This is a genomic window from Frondihabitans peucedani (genome assembly GCF_039537585.1).
Taxonomy (GTDB): domain Bacteria; phylum Actinomycetota; class Actinomycetes; order Actinomycetales; family Microbacteriaceae; genus Frondihabitans; species Frondihabitans peucedani.
Genome location: NZ_BAABAU010000001.1, coordinates 1,486,308 through 1,501,258, shown reverse-complemented (window position 1 = coordinate 1,501,258; position 14,951 = coordinate 1,486,308). Strand labels below are relative to the sequence as shown.

Annotated in this window: 15 protein-coding genes; 4 read left to right on the top strand and 11 right to left on the bottom strand. The window is 71.7% G+C overall.

Annotated elements, in window-relative coordinates:
* The first annotated feature begins 44 nt into the window (after positions 1-44).
* Positions 45-1,622, top strand: a complete 1,578-nt coding sequence (locus ABD733_RS06875; protein WP_344794400.1) for a glycosyltransferase family 39 protein — start codon at positions 45-47, stop codon at positions 1,620-1,622.
* A gap of 19 nt (positions 1,623-1,641) precedes the next feature.
* Here ABD733_RS06875 and ABD733_RS06870 read toward each other — a convergent pair whose 3' ends face one another.
* Positions 1,642-2,298, bottom strand: coding sequence for a TetR/AcrR family transcriptional regulator (locus ABD733_RS06870; RefSeq protein WP_344794398.1), 657 nt, complete (start codon positions 2,296-2,298; stop codon positions 1,642-1,644).
* Positions 2,299-2,402: 104 nt separating this feature from the next.
* Here ABD733_RS06870 and ABD733_RS06865 point away from each other — a divergent pair, with 104 nt between their 5' ends.
* Complete coding sequence (locus tag ABD733_RS06865; RefSeq protein ID WP_344794396.1) at positions 2,403-3,545, top strand: FAD-dependent monooxygenase; 1,143 nt, start codon at positions 2,403-2,405, stop codon at positions 3,543-3,545.
* A 61-nt stretch (positions 3,546-3,606) separates the two neighbouring features.
* Here the strand turns inward: ABD733_RS06865 and ABD733_RS06860 are convergent, their stop codons facing one another.
* From ABD733_RS06860 to ABD733_RS06845, 4 genes are read right to left on the bottom strand one after another with little or no spacing between them, the layout of a single operon-like run.
* Positions 3,607-4,251 carry an MOSC domain-containing protein gene (locus ABD733_RS06860; protein ID WP_344794393.1) on the bottom strand — a complete coding sequence of 215 codons (645 nt, stop codon included), beginning with the start codon at positions 4,249-4,251 and terminating at the stop codon, positions 3,607-3,609.
* Positions 4,252-4,301: 50 nt separating this feature from the next.
* A complete protein-coding gene (locus tag ABD733_RS06855; protein WP_344794391.1) occupies positions 4,302-5,048 on the bottom strand; it encodes an ANTAR domain-containing protein in 747 nt (248 codons plus the stop codon).
* Positions 5,045-5,731, bottom strand: a complete 687-nt coding sequence (locus tag ABD733_RS06850; RefSeq protein ID WP_344794389.1) for a GAF and ANTAR domain-containing protein — start codon at positions 5,729-5,731, stop codon at positions 5,045-5,047. The genes ABD733_RS06855 and ABD733_RS06850 overlap by 4 nt, the downstream gene beginning before the upstream one ends.
* A 44-nt stretch (positions 5,732-5,775) precedes the next feature.
* Complete coding sequence (locus ABD733_RS06845; protein WP_344794387.1) at positions 5,776-6,123, bottom strand: antibiotic biosynthesis monooxygenase family protein; 348 nt, start codon at positions 6,121-6,123, stop codon at positions 5,776-5,778.
* A 165-nt stretch (positions 6,124-6,288) separates the two neighbouring features.
* Between ABD733_RS06845 and ABD733_RS06840 the strand changes: the two genes are divergently transcribed.
* Positions 6,289-6,912 (top strand): superoxide dismutase, encoded by a 624-nt coding sequence (locus ABD733_RS06840; protein WP_344794385.1) that lies wholly within the window; start codon positions 6,289-6,291, stop codon positions 6,910-6,912.
* Positions 6,913-6,995: 83 nt separating this feature from the next.
* On the opposite strand, the gene ABD733_RS06835 is transcribed toward ABD733_RS06840, so the two are convergent.
* Both ABD733_RS06835 and ABD733_RS06830 read right to left on the bottom strand, forming a co-directional pair.
* The gene (locus tag ABD733_RS06835; RefSeq protein WP_344794383.1) at positions 6,996-7,883 is read right to left on the bottom strand and encodes an SMP-30/gluconolactonase/LRE family protein; all 888 of its coding nucleotides are present in this window, start codon (positions 7,881-7,883) and stop codon (positions 6,996-6,998) included.
* A 35-nt stretch (positions 7,884-7,918) separates the two neighbouring features.
* Positions 7,919-9,673, bottom strand: coding sequence for an AMP-binding protein (locus tag ABD733_RS06830; protein WP_344794381.1), 1,755 nt, complete (start codon positions 9,671-9,673; stop codon positions 7,919-7,921).
* Positions 9,674-9,835: 162 nt separating this feature from the next.
* Between ABD733_RS06830 and ABD733_RS06825 the strand changes: the two genes are divergently transcribed.
* A complete protein-coding gene (locus tag ABD733_RS06825) occupies positions 9,836-10,966 on the top strand; it encodes a Gfo/Idh/MocA family protein (protein ID WP_344794379.1) in 1,131 nt (376 codons plus the stop codon).
* A 471-nt stretch (positions 10,967-11,437) separates the two neighbouring features.
* Here the strand turns inward: ABD733_RS06825 and ABD733_RS06820 are convergent, their stop codons facing one another.
* The 4 genes from ABD733_RS06820 to ABD733_RS06805 are packed head-to-tail and all read right to left on the bottom strand — an operon-like array spanning position 11,438 to position 14,911.
* Positions 11,438-12,346, bottom strand: a complete 909-nt coding sequence (locus ABD733_RS06820; RefSeq protein ID WP_344794377.1) for a cation diffusion facilitator family transporter — start codon at positions 12,344-12,346, stop codon at positions 11,438-11,440.
* Positions 12,346-13,125: a type I 3-dehydroquinate dehydratase gene (gene aroD, locus ABD733_RS06815; RefSeq protein ID WP_344794375.1), complete on the bottom strand. Its 780-nt coding sequence runs from the start codon at positions 13,123-13,125 to the stop codon at positions 12,346-12,348. Before aroD ends, ABD733_RS06820 begins: the two co-directional genes overlap by 1 nt.
* Before the next feature lie 23 nt (positions 13,126-13,148).
* The gene (locus tag ABD733_RS06810; RefSeq protein ID WP_344794373.1) at positions 13,149-13,994 is read right to left on the bottom strand and encodes a shikimate dehydrogenase family protein; all 846 of its coding nucleotides are present in this window, start codon (positions 13,992-13,994) and stop codon (positions 13,149-13,151) included.
* 35 nt (positions 13,995-14,029) lie between these two features.
* Positions 14,030-14,911: an alpha/beta hydrolase fold domain-containing protein gene (locus ABD733_RS06805; protein WP_344794371.1), complete on the bottom strand. Its 882-nt coding sequence runs from the start codon at positions 14,909-14,911 to the stop codon at positions 14,030-14,032.
* Between the last annotated feature and the right edge of the window lie 40 nt (positions 14,912-14,951).

Genomic DNA, 14,951 nt, shown 5'->3' with positions numbered 1-14,951 from the left:
TGCTCGAAAGCTCCTGTTCCACCGGGTGCGCTCGACTGGACACGATGCCGACCTCTGCGATCCCCCTGCCGCCGCCCTCCGGGGCGACCCCGGGCATCCTGCGTCTCCGCTCCACCAGGCCGGGCAGGGCCGGGAGCGAGCGCAGGATCGCGTGGCTGTTCGGGCTCGTCGCCGCGCTCGTCTCGTTCGCCGGCTCGTGGATCCCGTCCTTCTGGGGCGACGAGGCCGCGAGCGTCCTGTCGGCGGAGCGGCCGCTGCCGAGCCTGTTCCGGATGCTCGGGCACGTCGACGCCGTCCACGGCGCCTACTACCTCGGGCTCCACGCGTGGATCGACGTGTTCGGGGCGTCGCCGCTGTCGGTGCGGCTGCCGTCGGCGCTCGTCACGGGGGTGCTGACGGCGGGGGTGTACTTCCTGGTGCGGGAGCTCCGGACCCGGCGCTTCGCGGTCGCGGCCGCCGTGGTGGTCGCGATCCTGCCCCGGGTCACGTACTTCGGCGGAGAGGCCCGCTCGTACGCGTTCGGAGCTGCTGTCGCCGTCTGGGCGGTGTTCGTGCTGGTGCGGCTCGTCGAGGGGCGCGCGACCGGTCGGCGCTGGTGGGTTCTGTACGGCGTGCTGATGGCCGCGGGCGTCTACACGTTCCTCTACTTCGGGCTGCTCGTGGTCGTGCACGCGGTCGTGCTGCTGCAGGCGCGCGCGTCGCGGCAGACCTTCCGGGCGTGGGCCGTGGCGAGCGGGGCGGCTGTCGTCGCCGCGTCGCCCGTCCTCGTCTTCGGCCTCTCGCAGCACGGGCAGGTGAGCTTCCTGGCGCGGAGTCGGGCGTCGTCCGTGCCGTCCGTGCTGATCTCGACCTGGTTCGGGACCGTCTGGTTCGCCGTGCTCGGCTGGGGGCTCATCGTCGTCGCCGTGGGCTTCCTGGTGGCCGACGTCGTCCGCGACCGGCGCGTCGCGTCCGCGGGAGGCGGCGGGGCCGGCCGACCGGTGTCGCTGACGGTCCTGGCGCTGGCCTGGCTGCTGATCCCGCTCGGCATCCTGCTCGCCGGGAACCTCGTCGTCGCCGACTTCACACCGAGGTACGTGTCGTACTCCGCCCCGGCGGCAGCGATCCTCCTGGCGACAGGCGTCGTCCGGCTCGCCGGTGCGCTCACCCGCACCCGGCGCGAGGCGCTCGTGCTGGCGGGAGCACTGCTCGCCGTCGTGGCGGTGGCGGCCGTGCCGGGCTACGTCGGCCAGAGGACGCCCTACGCCAAGCACGACACGGGCTGGCAGTCGGTCAGCCGGGTCGTCGGGGCGCACGCGGCACCCGGCGACGCGGTGGTCTTCGACGAGTCGACGCCGACCTGGATGCGTCCTCGGCTCGCACTCACGACCTACCCCGACGGCTTCCGCGGCCTCCGCGACGTCACGCTCGAGACCCCGTTCGCCGAGGCCGACTGGTGGTCGTCGACGGCCTACACCGTCGACCGGGCCGTGGCGCTCGGACGCTTCGACGGCGTCACCCGCGTCTGGGTCGTCGAGGCGAGGACCGACGACTACGGCCTCGAGCCGCTCGCCCGGATCGGTTTCGAGCGGGTCGCGTGGTACCCGGCGCACGGGGCGACGGTGGTGGAGCTGCGGCGATAGGTCGTGCCGCCCGGCCGCATCAGGCCCGAGGCCGCCTGGATCGCACCCGCGTCACGGTCGCCCGGAAGTTCTCCGCGGCGTCGTCGAGGGCGGTGTCCGCGTCGGCACGCAGCTCAGCAGCCGCGGTCTCGCGGTCGGCGTCGTCGAGGACGGCAGCACCGATTCGCTCGGTGACGGCGTGGACGACGGTCACGAGCGAGCCGGCGTGGATGCGGGCCACGAGGAGGGGCAGCGCAGGATCGGTCTCGACGAGGGCAGCCGCGATGGCCTCCGCCTGGTCGTGCCGGAACTCCAGGGCGTAGCGGCGCAGGATGTCGCTCTGCAGGCTCTGCGCGGGGAACTCGCCGCGGGCCAGAGCAGGATCGCCGGTCGTGAACCGCTCGATGTCCTCGTGCACGAGCACGCGCACGGCGTCGGCAGGCGTCTCGTCCTCTGCCCGCTCGGCGACGACCCGCCTGGACCTCTCCAGGATCTCGTCGGCCCGGTCGAGGACGAGCTCCGGCTTCGTCGGGAAGTAGTTGTAGACGGTCTGATCGGCGACATCCGCGGCCCTGGCGACGTCGGACACCGACACCGCGTCGAAGCCCCGCTCGGCGAACAGCCGCGCGGCGACGTCCCCGAGGCGGTGCTTGGTCTCGAGCTTCTTGCGCTCGCGCAGCCCCAGCGACCTCTCCATGCCAGCAGTGTCCCACGAACGCAACCCTCGGAACGCGCGTGCTAGTGTGACTCGAAACATTGAGTGACTACATAAAAGCGAATCGGACCCTGAGGAGAACGACGATGACCGAAGCACAGGCGGACGCGCGGAGAGCACTGATCTCGGGGGCCGGGTTCGCCGGGCTCACGGCGGCGTTCTGGATGCGGGAGCTCGGGTACGAGGTGACCGTGGTCGAGACCGCTCGGGGCCTGAAAAAGGGCGGGACGCCCGTCGACATCCGCGACGAGACGATCGAGATCGTGCGGCGGATGGGCCTCCTGGACGCCGTCCGCGCGAGGAGCCTGCCGCCGCGCACGACGGAGTTCGTGGACGCGGCCGGCACGATCGTCGCCCGCATGGACCCTGAGGCGGCGGATGCCGACGGCCCGACCGACGCCCCGGGCGACGGCTATGAGATCCACCGCGACGACCTCCTCGAGATCCTGTTCGAGCGGATCGACGGCGAGGTCGAGGTGCTCTTCGACGATTCGATCACCTCGATGGTCGACTCTCCGGACGGTGTGCGGGTGGGATTCCGCGACGGCTCCGAGAGAGACTTCGCGCTCGTTCTGGGGTGCGACGGCAACCACTCCACCGTCCGACGGCTGCGTTTCGGGGAGGAGGGCCGGTACACGCACTTCCTCCAGAACTACTTCTCCGTCGCGATCGTCGACGAGGAGCTCCTCGAGCCGGGCGTGACCCGCATCCTGAGCACTCCGGGACACACCCTGATGCTGAACGCCTACGACGGCAGCACCGACATCGTCGTCACGTTCCACGCCGACGACGAGATCGCCTACGACCACCGCGACGCCGACGAGCAGAGGCGGATCCTGCGCGAGCGCTCCGCTGCCGGAGGCGAGGCGTTCATCAGGATGGTCGAGAAGGCGGAGAGCGCCGACGATCTCTACTTCGACAAGCTCAGTCAGACCAGGATGCCGACCTGGGTGTCCGGTCGCGTGGCCCTCGTCGGGGATGCGGGCTACTGCGCCTCCCCGGCCGCCGGAATGGGCGGTTCCCTGGCGATCCTCGGTGCGACCGCCCTTCACGACGCCTTCGCGACGGCCGGCGGCGACATCGAGGCCGCCTTCCGCGAGTACGAGACGAGCTTCCGTCCGGTCGCCGAGCGGATCCAGGATCAGGCGCTCGCCTTCGGTCTCCCCGCGTTCTTCCCGGAGACCCAGGAGGCGATCGACGCGCGGAACGCGATGCTCGCGGGAGCCTGACACCCAGGCGCAGCCGCTCAGGCACCGACCTTCATGCGCCGACCGGCTCAGGCACCGACCCTCAGACGCCGACCCGAGCGCTGGCCCGCCGGGCCTCGTCGAGCACCGGCTCCGCGACGAAGCCGCCGCGGTCGGCGAGGTCGAGCAGCAGGAGCGCGCGGTCGGGAGAGAGCCCGGCGAAGCACTCGCCGATGGTGACGCCGTGCTCGGGCCGGGACGTGACGACGACCTCGTCGCCGTCGGCCGCCGATCCTGCTCGGATCACCCGGAGGTAGGCGCCCGGACGCCCCTCGTCGGCGAACCGCTTGACCCAGCGCGGCTCCCTCATGCGGCGGGCGAAGGTGGCGCACGGCGTCCGGGGCATGGTGACCTCGACGGCCAGGCGCTCGCCGATGGCCCAGCGCTCGCCGAGGACGGCGCCGGTGACGTCGAGGCCGGAGGTCCGGAGGTTCTCGCCGAACAGACCTGGCACGACCTCGCGCCCGAGGAGCCGGGTGAAGTGGGCGGCGTCCTCGTCGGCGAACGCGTACACCGCCTTGTCGGGCCCGCCGTGGTGCTTGCGGCTGGCCTGGACGTCGCCGTAGACGCCGAGCTTCTTCACCTCGACCGGGCCGTCGAGCGGACGCTTGTCGATGGCGGTCACGCCGACGGCACCCGAGTCGGGCAGGAGGGCGGCCACGCGGCAGACGGCGGTGATCAGGGGCATCGCCCCATGGTGCCAGGCCCGGGGCCGGGCCGGAAGCGGCGGAACGCGCCTCAGAGCCTCAGGCGCTTCTCGACCACGGCCGTCGCGACATCCGACAGGCGGAGGCGCTGCGACCGGGCGTGATCGCGGAGGCGCTTGAACGCCTCGTCCATGTCGACATCGAGGGTGTACGACACGATGCCCTTCGCCTGCTCGATCACGACCCGGCTGTCGAGGGCGCGCTGGAGCTGGTCGCGTGCGACGTCGGTCTGCCGCAGCACCCGCTCCTGCAGGATGCTGATGGTCGCCACGTCGGCCAGCGCCTGGACCGCGTCGGTGTCGGCACGCGACAGGGCGCCCGTCCGCTCGCGGAACAGGTTGAGCGACCCGAGCGACGTGTCGCGGAGGCGGAGGGGGACGGCGTCGACGGCGGCGTAGCCCGACTCGGCCGAGCGGGCGGCGAACACGGGCCAGCGGTCCACGAGCTCGCTGACGTCGCTCACGGAGACCGCCCGGCCCGCGGCGTAGGCCTCGACGCACGGACCCTCGCCGGCACCGAGCTGCAGGACGCCGATCAGTCGGCTGCGCTCGCTGGTGGAGGCGATGACCTCCAGCTCGCCGCGGCCGTTGTCGAGCATGATGCCCGCGTCGGTGGCGTCGAAGAGCTGGACGCAGCGGTCGACCAGCATCTGAAGGAGGTCGATCGTGTCGAAGCCGGCGACGAGGGTGTCGGCCAGCGTGACGAAGGTCTCGAGGAGTCTCGTCTCTCTCGTCGTCCTGGTCACGCCGTCGTCCCCGTCTCTGTCGCTCTCGGTCACTCGCTGAAGTCCAGTCGACGGGCCACGACGTCGGCCGCGACCTCGCGGAGGGGCGTCGACGTGGCGAACGCGTGGCCGCGGAGCACGAGCAGGGCGTCGTCGACGCCGATGTCGAGCTGCGCCGAGACCATGCCGGTCGCCTGGTGCACCTCGCGCCGCGAGAACGCGTCGACGTCGTCTTCGGGCGCAGGATCGAGAGACCGCAGGGCGTCGTGCAGGACGTGCCGGGCCGCGACCCCCGCCAGAGCCGACGCGTCGTCGACGTCGTCGGGGCTGAGCGGCACGGGATCGTCGGAGTACAGGTCGACGGCTCCGAGTCCGAGCCGGCCGTAGGCGAGCGGGAATGCGAAGACGGCGGCGATGCCGGTCTCGCGGAGAGCGGACGACGCCACCGGCCACCGCTCGTGCGTGGAGCGCTGGAGCTCGTGCTCGAGGACGGGGGAGCGGGTCGAGAGGGCGTCCCAGCAGGGCCCCTCGCCGAGGTCCATCTGGATCTCGTCGAGCCGCGCCGACCGGGCGTCGCTCGCGCACACGGTGGCGGTGCCGATCGGGTCGCCGAGGGTCGAGACCGAGGCTCCTGTGACCGGCAGGACCCGGAGGAACGCGCCGCAGAGGTCGGTGGAACCCGGCCTCCGGGTCGAGAGGTCTCGGAGGGCCCCCAGGAATTCCGCGCGGTCGCTCACGGGTTCACAGTAGCGCGACCGGCGGGCCCCGGAGCGGCTCCGACTCAGAGCTCGACGACCTCGAACTCGAGGAGGTCGGCGCCGGTCGCGACCGGGCGACGGGCGCCCTCGCCCGCGGACTGGCCGCCGGATGCTCCGCCGCCGTGTCCGCCACCCGCAGGGGCAGCGTGAGCAGCCTCGGCGCCGTTCGCGGACCACTCCTGGAAGCTCTCCTCGGAGTCCCACGTCGTCACGACGAAGTAGCGGTCGTCGCCCTTGACCGGACGCAGCAGCTGGAACCCCTCGAAGCCCTTGGAGCCGTCGACGGAGTGCTTGCGAGCGGCGAACCGCTTCTCGAGCTCGGCCCCCTGGCCCTCGGGGACGTGGATGGCGTTGATCTTGACGACGGACATGGATCTCTCTTCTCTCGGGGGTCGTCCGTGCAGAGTATGACGCCCCGCGAGGGCCTTCCTGGGAGCGAGCTTGACCCGAGGTGGGCCTGGGATCCTAGGCTTGGGGTCGGCTCCGCACCTCACGGAACCCTCGAGACACTGCTTCCTCTAACGAAAGTGACGAACGTGGCTGAATACACTCTTCCGGACCTCGCCTACGACTACTCGGCCCTCGCGCCGAGCATCTCCGGGACGATCATGGAGCTGCACCACTCCAAGCACCACCAGACCTACGTCACGGGAGCGAACACCGCCCTCGCGCAGCTGCAGGAGGCCCGCGACTCGGGCAACCTCGCCAACGTCAACAAGCTCGAGAAAGACCTCGCCTTCAACCTCGGCGGCCACGTCAACCACTCGATCTTCTGGACCAACCTGTCGCCCGAGGGCGGCGACAAGCCCACCGGCGACCTCGCCGCGGCGATCGACGACCAGTTCGGCTCGTTCGACAAGTTCACCGCCCACTTCACCGCCACCGCGCTCGGCGTCCAGGGCTCCGGCTGGGCCGTCCTCGCCTACGACTCGATCGGCAAGAAGCTCGCGATCTTCCAGCTGTTCGACCAGCAGGGCAACGTGCCGCTCGGCCTCGTGCCGCTGCTGATGCTCGACGTCTGGGAGCACGCCTACTACCTCGACTACAAGAACGTCCGCGCCGACTACGTCAAGGCGTTCTGGAACATCGTGTCGTGGGAGAACGTCCAGGCCCGCTACACGGCCGCGACCACGAAGACCGACGGCCTGCTCGTCTTCTAGGTCGTCCCGGTCCAGCCGAAGCGCCCGTCACCCCGAGGTGGCGGGCGCTTCGTCGTGTCGCGAGCCTAGGTGCGCGGAGCGCGTCAGCGTCGAAGGTGCGCGTCGCGCGTCAGCGTCTCCAGCCGGTAGAGCCCGGTCGTGGCCGTGAAGAAGAGGGTCTGGCCGGTCGGTCCGCCCCAGCAGAGGTTGGCCGTCACCTCGGGGATCGCGATCCTGCCGATCTCGGTCGCATCGGGGGCGAAGACGATCACACCGTGACGGTGCGTCGACCACAGGTTGCCGTGCTCGTCGACGCGCATCCCGTCGGGGACGCCGCTCTCGATCTTCGCGAAGATGCGGGAGTCCTTGCAGCGGTGACCGTTCACGACGTCGTAGGCGCGGATGTCGGCCGTGCCGGAGTCGGCGATGTACAGGATCGACTCGTCGGGCGAGAACACCAGCCCGTTCGGCCGGTCGGCATCCAGGATCACCGGGCGGTAGTCGCCGGTCGCCTCGTCGATGCGGAACACCCAGTGGTCGTCGTACTCGAGGTCTCCGGGGTGCCCCTCCCCGGGCGAGGTGAGGCCGTAGTCGGGGTCGGTGAACCAGACGGCCCCGTCTCGTGTCACCACGAGGTCGTTCGGGGAGTTGAGCCGCACGCCCTGCCAGTCGGACACGATCGAGGTGATCTCGTCGCCTCGGACCCTCTCGACGCGGCGCCTGCCGTGCGAGCACTGGACGACGTCGCCGTTCCGGTCGAGGATCCGGCCGTTCGCGTGTTCCGCTCCGGCGAGCTGCACGACGGTCTCGCCGGTCTCCCACGACCACTCCATCACGCGGTTCCCGATGATGTCGCTCCAGCGGAGCCTCTGCGACTCGGGGATCCAGCACGGGCCCTCGGCCCAGGTCGACTGGTCGGACAGGTGGTCGAGCGACGCCTCCGCAGCGATCAGCCCAGCCTCGATCAGACCCGCGGTGACGACGTCGTTCATGGACCCGACCCTAGCGCGCCGGCGGCGTCGATCCGTCAGGGCCGGGGCGTGATCCTGCGTGTCCCGCTCGACAGCTCGGCGAAGTCGCCGTCGCGCCACTCGCCGGTCAGCGGCTCGCTCCCGGGCAGGGCGGCCTGCGCCTCGCGCTCGCGGAGCTCGACCCGGCGGATCTTGCCCGAGATCGTCTTCGGCAGCGGTCCGAACTCGATGCGCCGCACGCGCTCGTAGGCGGGGAGGCCGGTCCGCGCGTGGGAGAGCACGGCCAGGGCGGTCTCGGCTGTGGGCTCCCAGCCGGCGGCGAGGGTGACGTACGCCTTGACGACGTTGAGCCTGACGTCGTCGGGAGCCGGCACCACGGCCGACTCGGCGACGGCCGGGTGCTCGAGCAGGACGCTCTCGACCTCGAACGGCGACACCTTGTAGTCGGACGACTTGAAGATGTCGTCGGTGCGGCCCACGAACGTGATGAACCCGTCGGCGTCGCGCACGGCCACGTCGCCGGTGTGGAAGAAGCCGTCGCGGAGGGCGCTCTCCGTCCGCGCAGGATCGCCGAAGTAGCCCGCCATCAGGTTCGTCGGCCGCTCGGTCAGGTCGAGGCACACCTCGCCCTCGTCACCCGCCTCACCGGTCAGCGGGTCGAGCAGGATCACGGTCACCCCGGGAAGCGGCAGCCCCATCGAGCCCGGCTTCAGCTCGCCCCCCGGCGGGTTGCCGATGATCGCGGTCGTCTCGGTCTGGCCGTAGCCGTCGCGGATGGTGAGGCCCCAGGCCTCCTCGACCCGCGCGATGACCTCCGGGTTCAGCGGCTCGCCGGCCGACACGATCTCGCGGAGGGCCGACGGGCGCTCGCCGAGGTCGGCCTGGATCATCAGGCGCCAGACCGTCGGCGGAGCGCAGTACGTCGTCACCTGGGCGCGTTCGAGCTGGGCGAGGAGCGCCGACGCGTCGAAGCGGCCGTAGTTGTACACGAAGACGGTCGCCTCGGCGATCCAGGGGGAGAAGAAGCAGCTCCACGCGTGCTTGCCCCAGCCGGGCGAGCTGATGGCGAGCTGCACGTCGCCGGGTCGCAGCCCCAGCCAGTACATCGTGCTGAGGTGGCCGACCGGATACGACGCCTGCGTGTGGACGACCATCTTCGGCTTCGACGTGGTGCCGGAGGTGAAGTAGATCAGGCAGGGGTCGTCGGGGGCGGTGGCGACGTCGGGGCGTCGGGTGGCGGGGTCTGCCGTGCTGTCCGCTGCGGGCGTGAGCGAGTCGGGGTAGTCGGTCCAGCCCGGCGCGCTCCCGCCCACCGAGATGCGGGTGAAGCCGCCCTCGACGGTGCCGAACTTGGAGGTCTCGTCGACGGCGGCGATGACGTGAGCCACGTGGCCGCGCTCGACGCGATCCTGCAGGTCGTGCGCCTCGAGCATGGTCGAGGTCGGCAGGATCACCGCCCCCAGCTTCATCACGGCGAGCATCGTCTCCCACAGCTCGTACTGGTTGCCCAGCATCAGGAGGACGTGGTCGCCCTTGCCGATCCCGAGCCCCTGGAACGCGTCGGCGAGCCGGTCGGAGCGGCGGGACATCTCGGCGTAGGTCGTCTTCGACTCGGAGCCGTCCTCCTCGACGATCCAGAGCGCGATCCTGTCGTTCCCGCTCGCGACGACGTCGAACCAGTCGGTCGCCCAGTTGAAGGTGTCGCCGATGTCGGGCCAGCGGAAGGCGTCGGCGCTGGTGTCGCCGGAGGCCACGGCGAACAGGTGGTCGCGCGCCTCGCGGTACGCGGTGGTGCTCGGAACAGAACGCATGAGCCGATCATGCCCCAGGGTCGCGGGGAAACCACCCCGGCCGTCGAGGGTGCCGCGCGGCGTCGAGGGGCTTTCGCCGATACGAGCGGTGCTTTTGTTTGACACCCGTCAGAAGTCTCGGTTAGATCGAGACGGGAGAATCGCCGACCGCTAGGGAGCACCATGGCCACCACCCCGCTGCGCGTCGCCATCGTCGGCACGGGCATGATCGGCGAGGTGCACCGCCGGGCGGCGCGCGACGCCGGGGCCGAGGTGGTGGGCGTCCTCGGCTCCACGCCCGCCCGCTCAGCCGAATTCGCGGAGGCCTGGGGCGTGCCGTCGGCCTACGACTCGTTCGACGACCTCGTCGCCGACCGGCCCGACGTGGTCCAGCTCTGCACGCCCAACGCGACGCACCACGGCTACGCGCTGCGGGCGATCCGGGCCGGGCTCCACGTCGTCTGCGAGAAGCCGCTCGCGCTGACGGCCGAGGAGGCCTCCGAGCTCGTCGACGCCGCTGCCGCCGCGGGAGTGGTCGCGACCGTGCCGTTCGCCTACCGGTACCACCCGCTCGTCCGCGAGCTCCGCGCGCGCAGGATCCGAGGCGACCTCGGCGCGATCCACCTCGTCCACGGCTCCTACCTCCAGGACTGGCTCCTCGACCCCCTGGCCTCGTCCTGGCGGGTCGACCCCGACCTCGGCGGTCCGTCGCGGGCCTTCGCCGACATCGGCTCGCACTGGTGCGACCTGGCGGAGTTCGTCTCGGGGGAGCGCTTCACCGCCGTCAACGCCGTGACCACCATCGCCTACCCGGCCCGCCCGGCGCCCACGGGCCGGTCCTTCGGGGGCGCAGGATCCGCCGACGCACCCGTGCTCGACGTCACCACCGAAGACACGGCCACCGCCACCTTCCGCACCACCTCCGGCGCGGTCGGCAACGCCGTCATCTCGCAGGTGTCGGCGGGCCGCAAGAACCGCCTCTGGATCGAGGTCGACGGATCGCGCGGCTCCGCGGTGTTCGACCAGGAGTCTCCCGAGAGCGTGTGGCTGGGGGCGGAGGCCGGGTCGACGATCCTGAACCGGGGCGAGGGCGACGTCTCGGCCGACCAGGCGAGGCTGAACCTCGTGCCCGCCGGGCACCCGATGGGCTACCGCGACGCGTTCGCGGCTTTCCTCCAAGACACCTACTCCGCCGTCCGCGGCGGGTCGCCCGAGGGGCTGCCGACCTTCGCCGACGGGCTGCGGGCGGCGCGGCTCATCGACGCGGTGCTCGAGAGCGCGGCGACGTCGGCCTGGGTGGACGTCCCCGCCTGATCCTGCGTCGTGCTCCTCCTTCTCACGTGCCGCGTCGGGCCCGCAGTGAGAGGCGGATCGAAGCGGTGGTGCTGATCCCTGCAGCCCCGGTGGCGACGACGAGCCCGATGTGTGCAACCCAGAACAACGCCCCGCCTGGATCCGAGGCCACAGCCCAGAGTCCTACCGTCATTGCCGCCAATGACACGACGAGTGCGGTGATCGGACGGCGCACCGATCGCGGGAGCACGGTGAATTCCGCAGCGGCTGTCCGGGCAGAAGCGTCGTCCGAGGGGAGGGCGGCTGCCCGGGCTTCTGTGGTGCACGTCAAGCTCGCCGCTACGAGGGCCAGTGTCAGAACGGGTGCAGCAGTTCGAGATCGCATCATTTCCACTCCATTGTGTATTCGTGTTTCACACACGATACACAGAGATGTAGACAGTCGCCGACGCAGCAGCGGCACACGCAGCAGCCGAGGGCAGAGGCCGAAGCTCAGGCGTGGTCGACGTGCTCGTGCTGCTGGTGCGTCTCAGGCTCCAGCTGGAAGGTCGAGTGCTCGATCTGCACGGCGAAGTGCTCCAGGACGCACGCCTGGAGGTCGTCGAGGATCCGCGGCGCGTGGCCGTCCTCGAAGCAGCCCTGCTCGACGACGATGTGCGCGCTGATGACGGGCAGCCCGGTGGCGATCTGCGACGCGTGCAGGTCGTGGATGCCGCGCACGTGGGGGAGCTCGAGCATGTGCTCGCGCACGGCGTCGAGGTCGAGCCCCTTCGGCGTCGACTCCAGGAGCACGCCGGTCGTCTCGCGGAGGAGGGCGAGGGTCCGGGGCACGATCAGCACCGAGATCAGCATGCCGGCGAGGGCGTCGGCCTGGAGCCAGCCGGTGGCGGCGATGACGAGTGCGCCCGCGATGACGGCCACCGAACCGAGCGCGTCGTTGACGACCTCGAGGAACGCCGCCCGCAGGTTGAGGTTCGCGCCGCGTGCGGACGCCAGCACGGCGATCGACGCGATGTTGCCCACCAGGCCGATGACACCGAAGACCAGCAGCGACCCGGACGGCACGTCGGGCGGCGCGAACAGCCGCTGCACGCCCTCGACGAACGCGTAGATGCCGACGGCCAGCAGCACGGCCGCCTGCCCGAGGGCTGCGAGCACCTCCGCGCGACGGAACCCCCAGGTTCGGGCGGACGTCGCGGGCCGACGGATCAGCGAGGCGGCGACCAGCGCGGCGGTGAGGCCGGCGACGTCGGTCAGCATGTGGCCGGCGTCGACGAGCAGCGAGAGGCTGTCGGTCACCGCGGCGCCGACGACCTCCGCGATCAGGATGGCGGTGGTGATCCCGAGGGCGATGCCGAGCCGCGCCGTCGAGGTTCCGGGGCCCGCGTGGTCGTGCGACATCAGCCGACCTGTGCGTCGTGCAGCAGGTCGAGGGTGACCCGCAGCGACCTCGCCTCGACCTGGCCGGGGGCGCTGGCCTCGCCGACGGAGCCGAAGGTCGCGCAGGATCCGAAGGTCTCGCCGGCCAGGCGCGTCACCACGCCCAGCGGGCCCATCGACATCGTCATGGCGGGTCTCGTCGCCTTCTCGGCGAACACCCCGGTCGCCTGCAGCAGGGTGAGCACGTCGGAGGGCGCCTCCGGCATGACGGCGATCTTGACGATGTCGGCGCCGAGATCCTGCTGGAGGCGGAGCCGCGCGACGATCTGCTCGAGCGGCGGCGTGTGCTGGAAGTCGTGCGACGACATGATCACGGCGACGCCGCGCTCGTGTGCGCCGTTGACGAGCCGCTCGAGGGAGGCCAGCTCGGTGAACATCTCGACGTCGACGGCGTCGATCGCGCCCGAGCGCACGGTGGTGAGGAGCAGCCGCTCGTACGCGACCGGGTCGATGTCGCGCTGGCCGCCCTCGGGCTTCGAGCGGAACGTGAAGAGCAGCGGGATCTCGTCGGGCAGGCTCTCGCGGACCGTCTCGGTGGCGCGGAGCACCTCGTCGATGTCGTCGACGTCGTCGAAGTGGTCGGCGCGCAGCTCGACGAGGTCGACGAACGAGCCGTCGAGGGCGGCGACGCCGTCGCGGAGCTCCTCGACGGTGCTGCCGGTCAGCGGGACGCAGATCTTCGGGCGCCCGGGGCCGAACTCGACGCCTCGGATCACGGCGGGGCGGAAGGTCTCGGTCACGAGTGCGAGGTTACTCGACCCGGTCAGGCGGGGAGGTCGACGGCGGCGCGCATGGCCGCCCTGACGTCGGCCTCGTCGGCGAGCGGCTGATCCTGCGCTCCACCGGTGAAGAGCCGGATCTGGCCGACCGCCTGCTCGAGGAGCATGTCGAGGCCGCTGACCGCCACGCCGCCGGCGGACTCCCACGCCTCGGCGAGCCGGCTCGGCCACGGGTCGTAGGCGACGTCGAGCAGGATCGCGTCGGGGCCGCTCGGGAGGACCGGCGGCAGCTCGACGCCGCCGGGCAGGGTGCTGAGCACGAGGCCGAGGGGGCCGGACTCCGCCAGCTCGTCGAGGGGTCGCACCTCGAGCGGGACGCCGAGCCGCGCGGCGAGCTCGGTCTGGGTGCTCGCCCTCGCGGGGTCGCGGAGGTACAGCGCGATGCGCGTCGCGCCGAGCCGGACGGCCGCCGCCAGCGCCGAGCTCGCCGTGGCACCGCCGCCGAGGATCGCCGCGTGAGCCGCGATGCCCGCAGACCGCCCGGCCCGCCACTCGATCGCGCGGACGATCCCGTCGACGTCGGTGTTGAACCCCGCGAGACGCAGCTCGGCTCCGTCGCGCGCGAGCAGCAGCGTGTTGGCGACGCCGAGCTCCTCGACGAGCGGCGACGCCTCGTCGAGCAGCGCGATGACCTCGCGCTTGAGCGGCATCGTCAGGCTCAGCCCGACCCAGGAGTCGTCGAGGTTCTCGAGGAACGCGGCGAGGCCTCCGGTCGCTACGTCGGCGAGGCCGTACTCCCAGTCGAGCCCGAGCACGCGGTAGGCCGCCGTGTGCAGCGCGGGCGACAGCGAGTGGGCGATGGGGGAGCCGAGGACGGCGAGACGCTTCACCGTCTCACCCTACTGAGAGGCGCGCAGGATCAGGGTCACCCCTGTCGGAGCACCGCGGCGATGCGGGCGAGGGCCGCCCGCGCCTCCGGGATCCACGGGGCGCCGACGAAGACGTGGAACCCGCCCCGCGTGAGCCGGAAGTCGCTCCGCCCGCCCGCGCGCGTGATCCTGCGGTGGAGCTCCTCGGCGTCGGCGTAGAAGAGGTCGTGGTCGCCCTGCTCGATGTGGATGGGAGGGAGCCCGGCGAGGTCGGACGACAGCGGGCTGACGAGCGGGTCGCTTGGGTCGAGGTCTCCTGCCCAGAGGCGACCGGCCCGGACGAGGCCCGGGACGGCCAGCATGTGGTCGAGCGGGGCGACGGCGGCGGCGCCCGGGTTGATCAGCGTGGCGTCGAGCCAGGGCGAGATCAGGATGACGTGGCGGGGCGCCGGTCGACCGGAGTCGCGGTAGCGGACGGCCTGGGCGAGGGCGAGGCCGCCGCCGGCGCTGTCGCCCGCGAGCGACACGACCGGTCCGAACTCGGCGACGGCGTCGTCGTAGATCGTCTCGAGCCAGTCGGCCGCCTCGGTCGCCGTGTGCTCGGGCGCCAGGCCGTAGAGGGGCACGTCGATCGTGATGCCCGCCCGCCGGACGAGGGTGGCCAGGATGCCCCAGTGCGCGCCGATCAGCGGGAACGTGTAGCAGCCGCCGTGCGTGTAGATCAGGTGGCCTCCGCGGGGTTTCTGTCGGGGCGTCAGCCGCACGACGCGGCGGCCGTCGACGATCCGCTCGTCGACCACGGCGACGCGCTTCACCGCCCGGCTGACCGGAGCCGGACCGCCTCGTCGGGCGATGGCGCGATCGAGGGTCTGCTCCGTCGTCGTCGTGCGCGGGCGCAGGACGAGGAGGCGCCGGGTCGCGGTCAGGAGCAGGGACATGACCCGACCCTAGCGCCGCGTCCTCCCGGCTTCGGAGAAT

Bases quoted from the DNA above. Each gene is read 5' to 3' on its own strand.
- ABD733_RS06835 (WP_344794383.1), bottom strand. From the start codon at position 7,883: ATGAACGACGTCGTCACCGCGGGTCTGATCGAGGCTGGGCTGATCGCT.
- ABD733_RS06865 (WP_344794396.1), top strand. From the start codon at position 2,403: ATGACCGAAGCACAGGCGGACGCGCGGAGAGCACTGATCTCGGGGGCC.
- ABD733_RS06805 (WP_344794371.1), bottom strand. From the start codon at position 14,911: ATGTCCCTGCTCCTGACCGCGACCCGGCGCCTCCTCGTCCTGCGCCCG.
- ABD733_RS06825 (WP_344794379.1), top strand. From the start codon at position 9,836: ATGGCCACCACCCCGCTGCGCGTCGCCATCGTCGGCACGGGCATGATC.
- ABD733_RS06875 (WP_344794400.1), top strand. From the start codon at position 45: ATGCCGACCTCTGCGATCCCCCTGCCGCCGCCCTCCGGGGCGACCCCG.
- ABD733_RS06860 (WP_344794393.1), bottom strand. From the start codon at position 4,251: ATGCCCCTGATCACCGCCGTCTGCCGCGTGGCCGCCCTCCTGCCCGAC.
- ABD733_RS06830 (WP_344794381.1), bottom strand. From the start codon at position 9,673: ATGCGTTCTGTTCCGAGCACCACCGCGTACCGCGAGGCGCGCGACCAC.
- ABD733_RS06820 (WP_344794377.1), bottom strand. From the start codon at position 12,346: ATGTCGCACGACCACGCGGGCCCCGGAACCTCGACGGCGCGGCTCGGC.
- ABD733_RS06845 (WP_344794387.1), bottom strand. From the start codon at position 6,123: ATGTCCGTCGTCAAGATCAACGCCATCCACGTCCCCGAGGGCCAGGGG.
- ABD733_RS06870 (WP_344794398.1), bottom strand. From the start codon at position 2,298: ATGGAGAGGTCGCTGGGGCTGCGCGAGCGCAAGAAGCTCGAGACCAAG.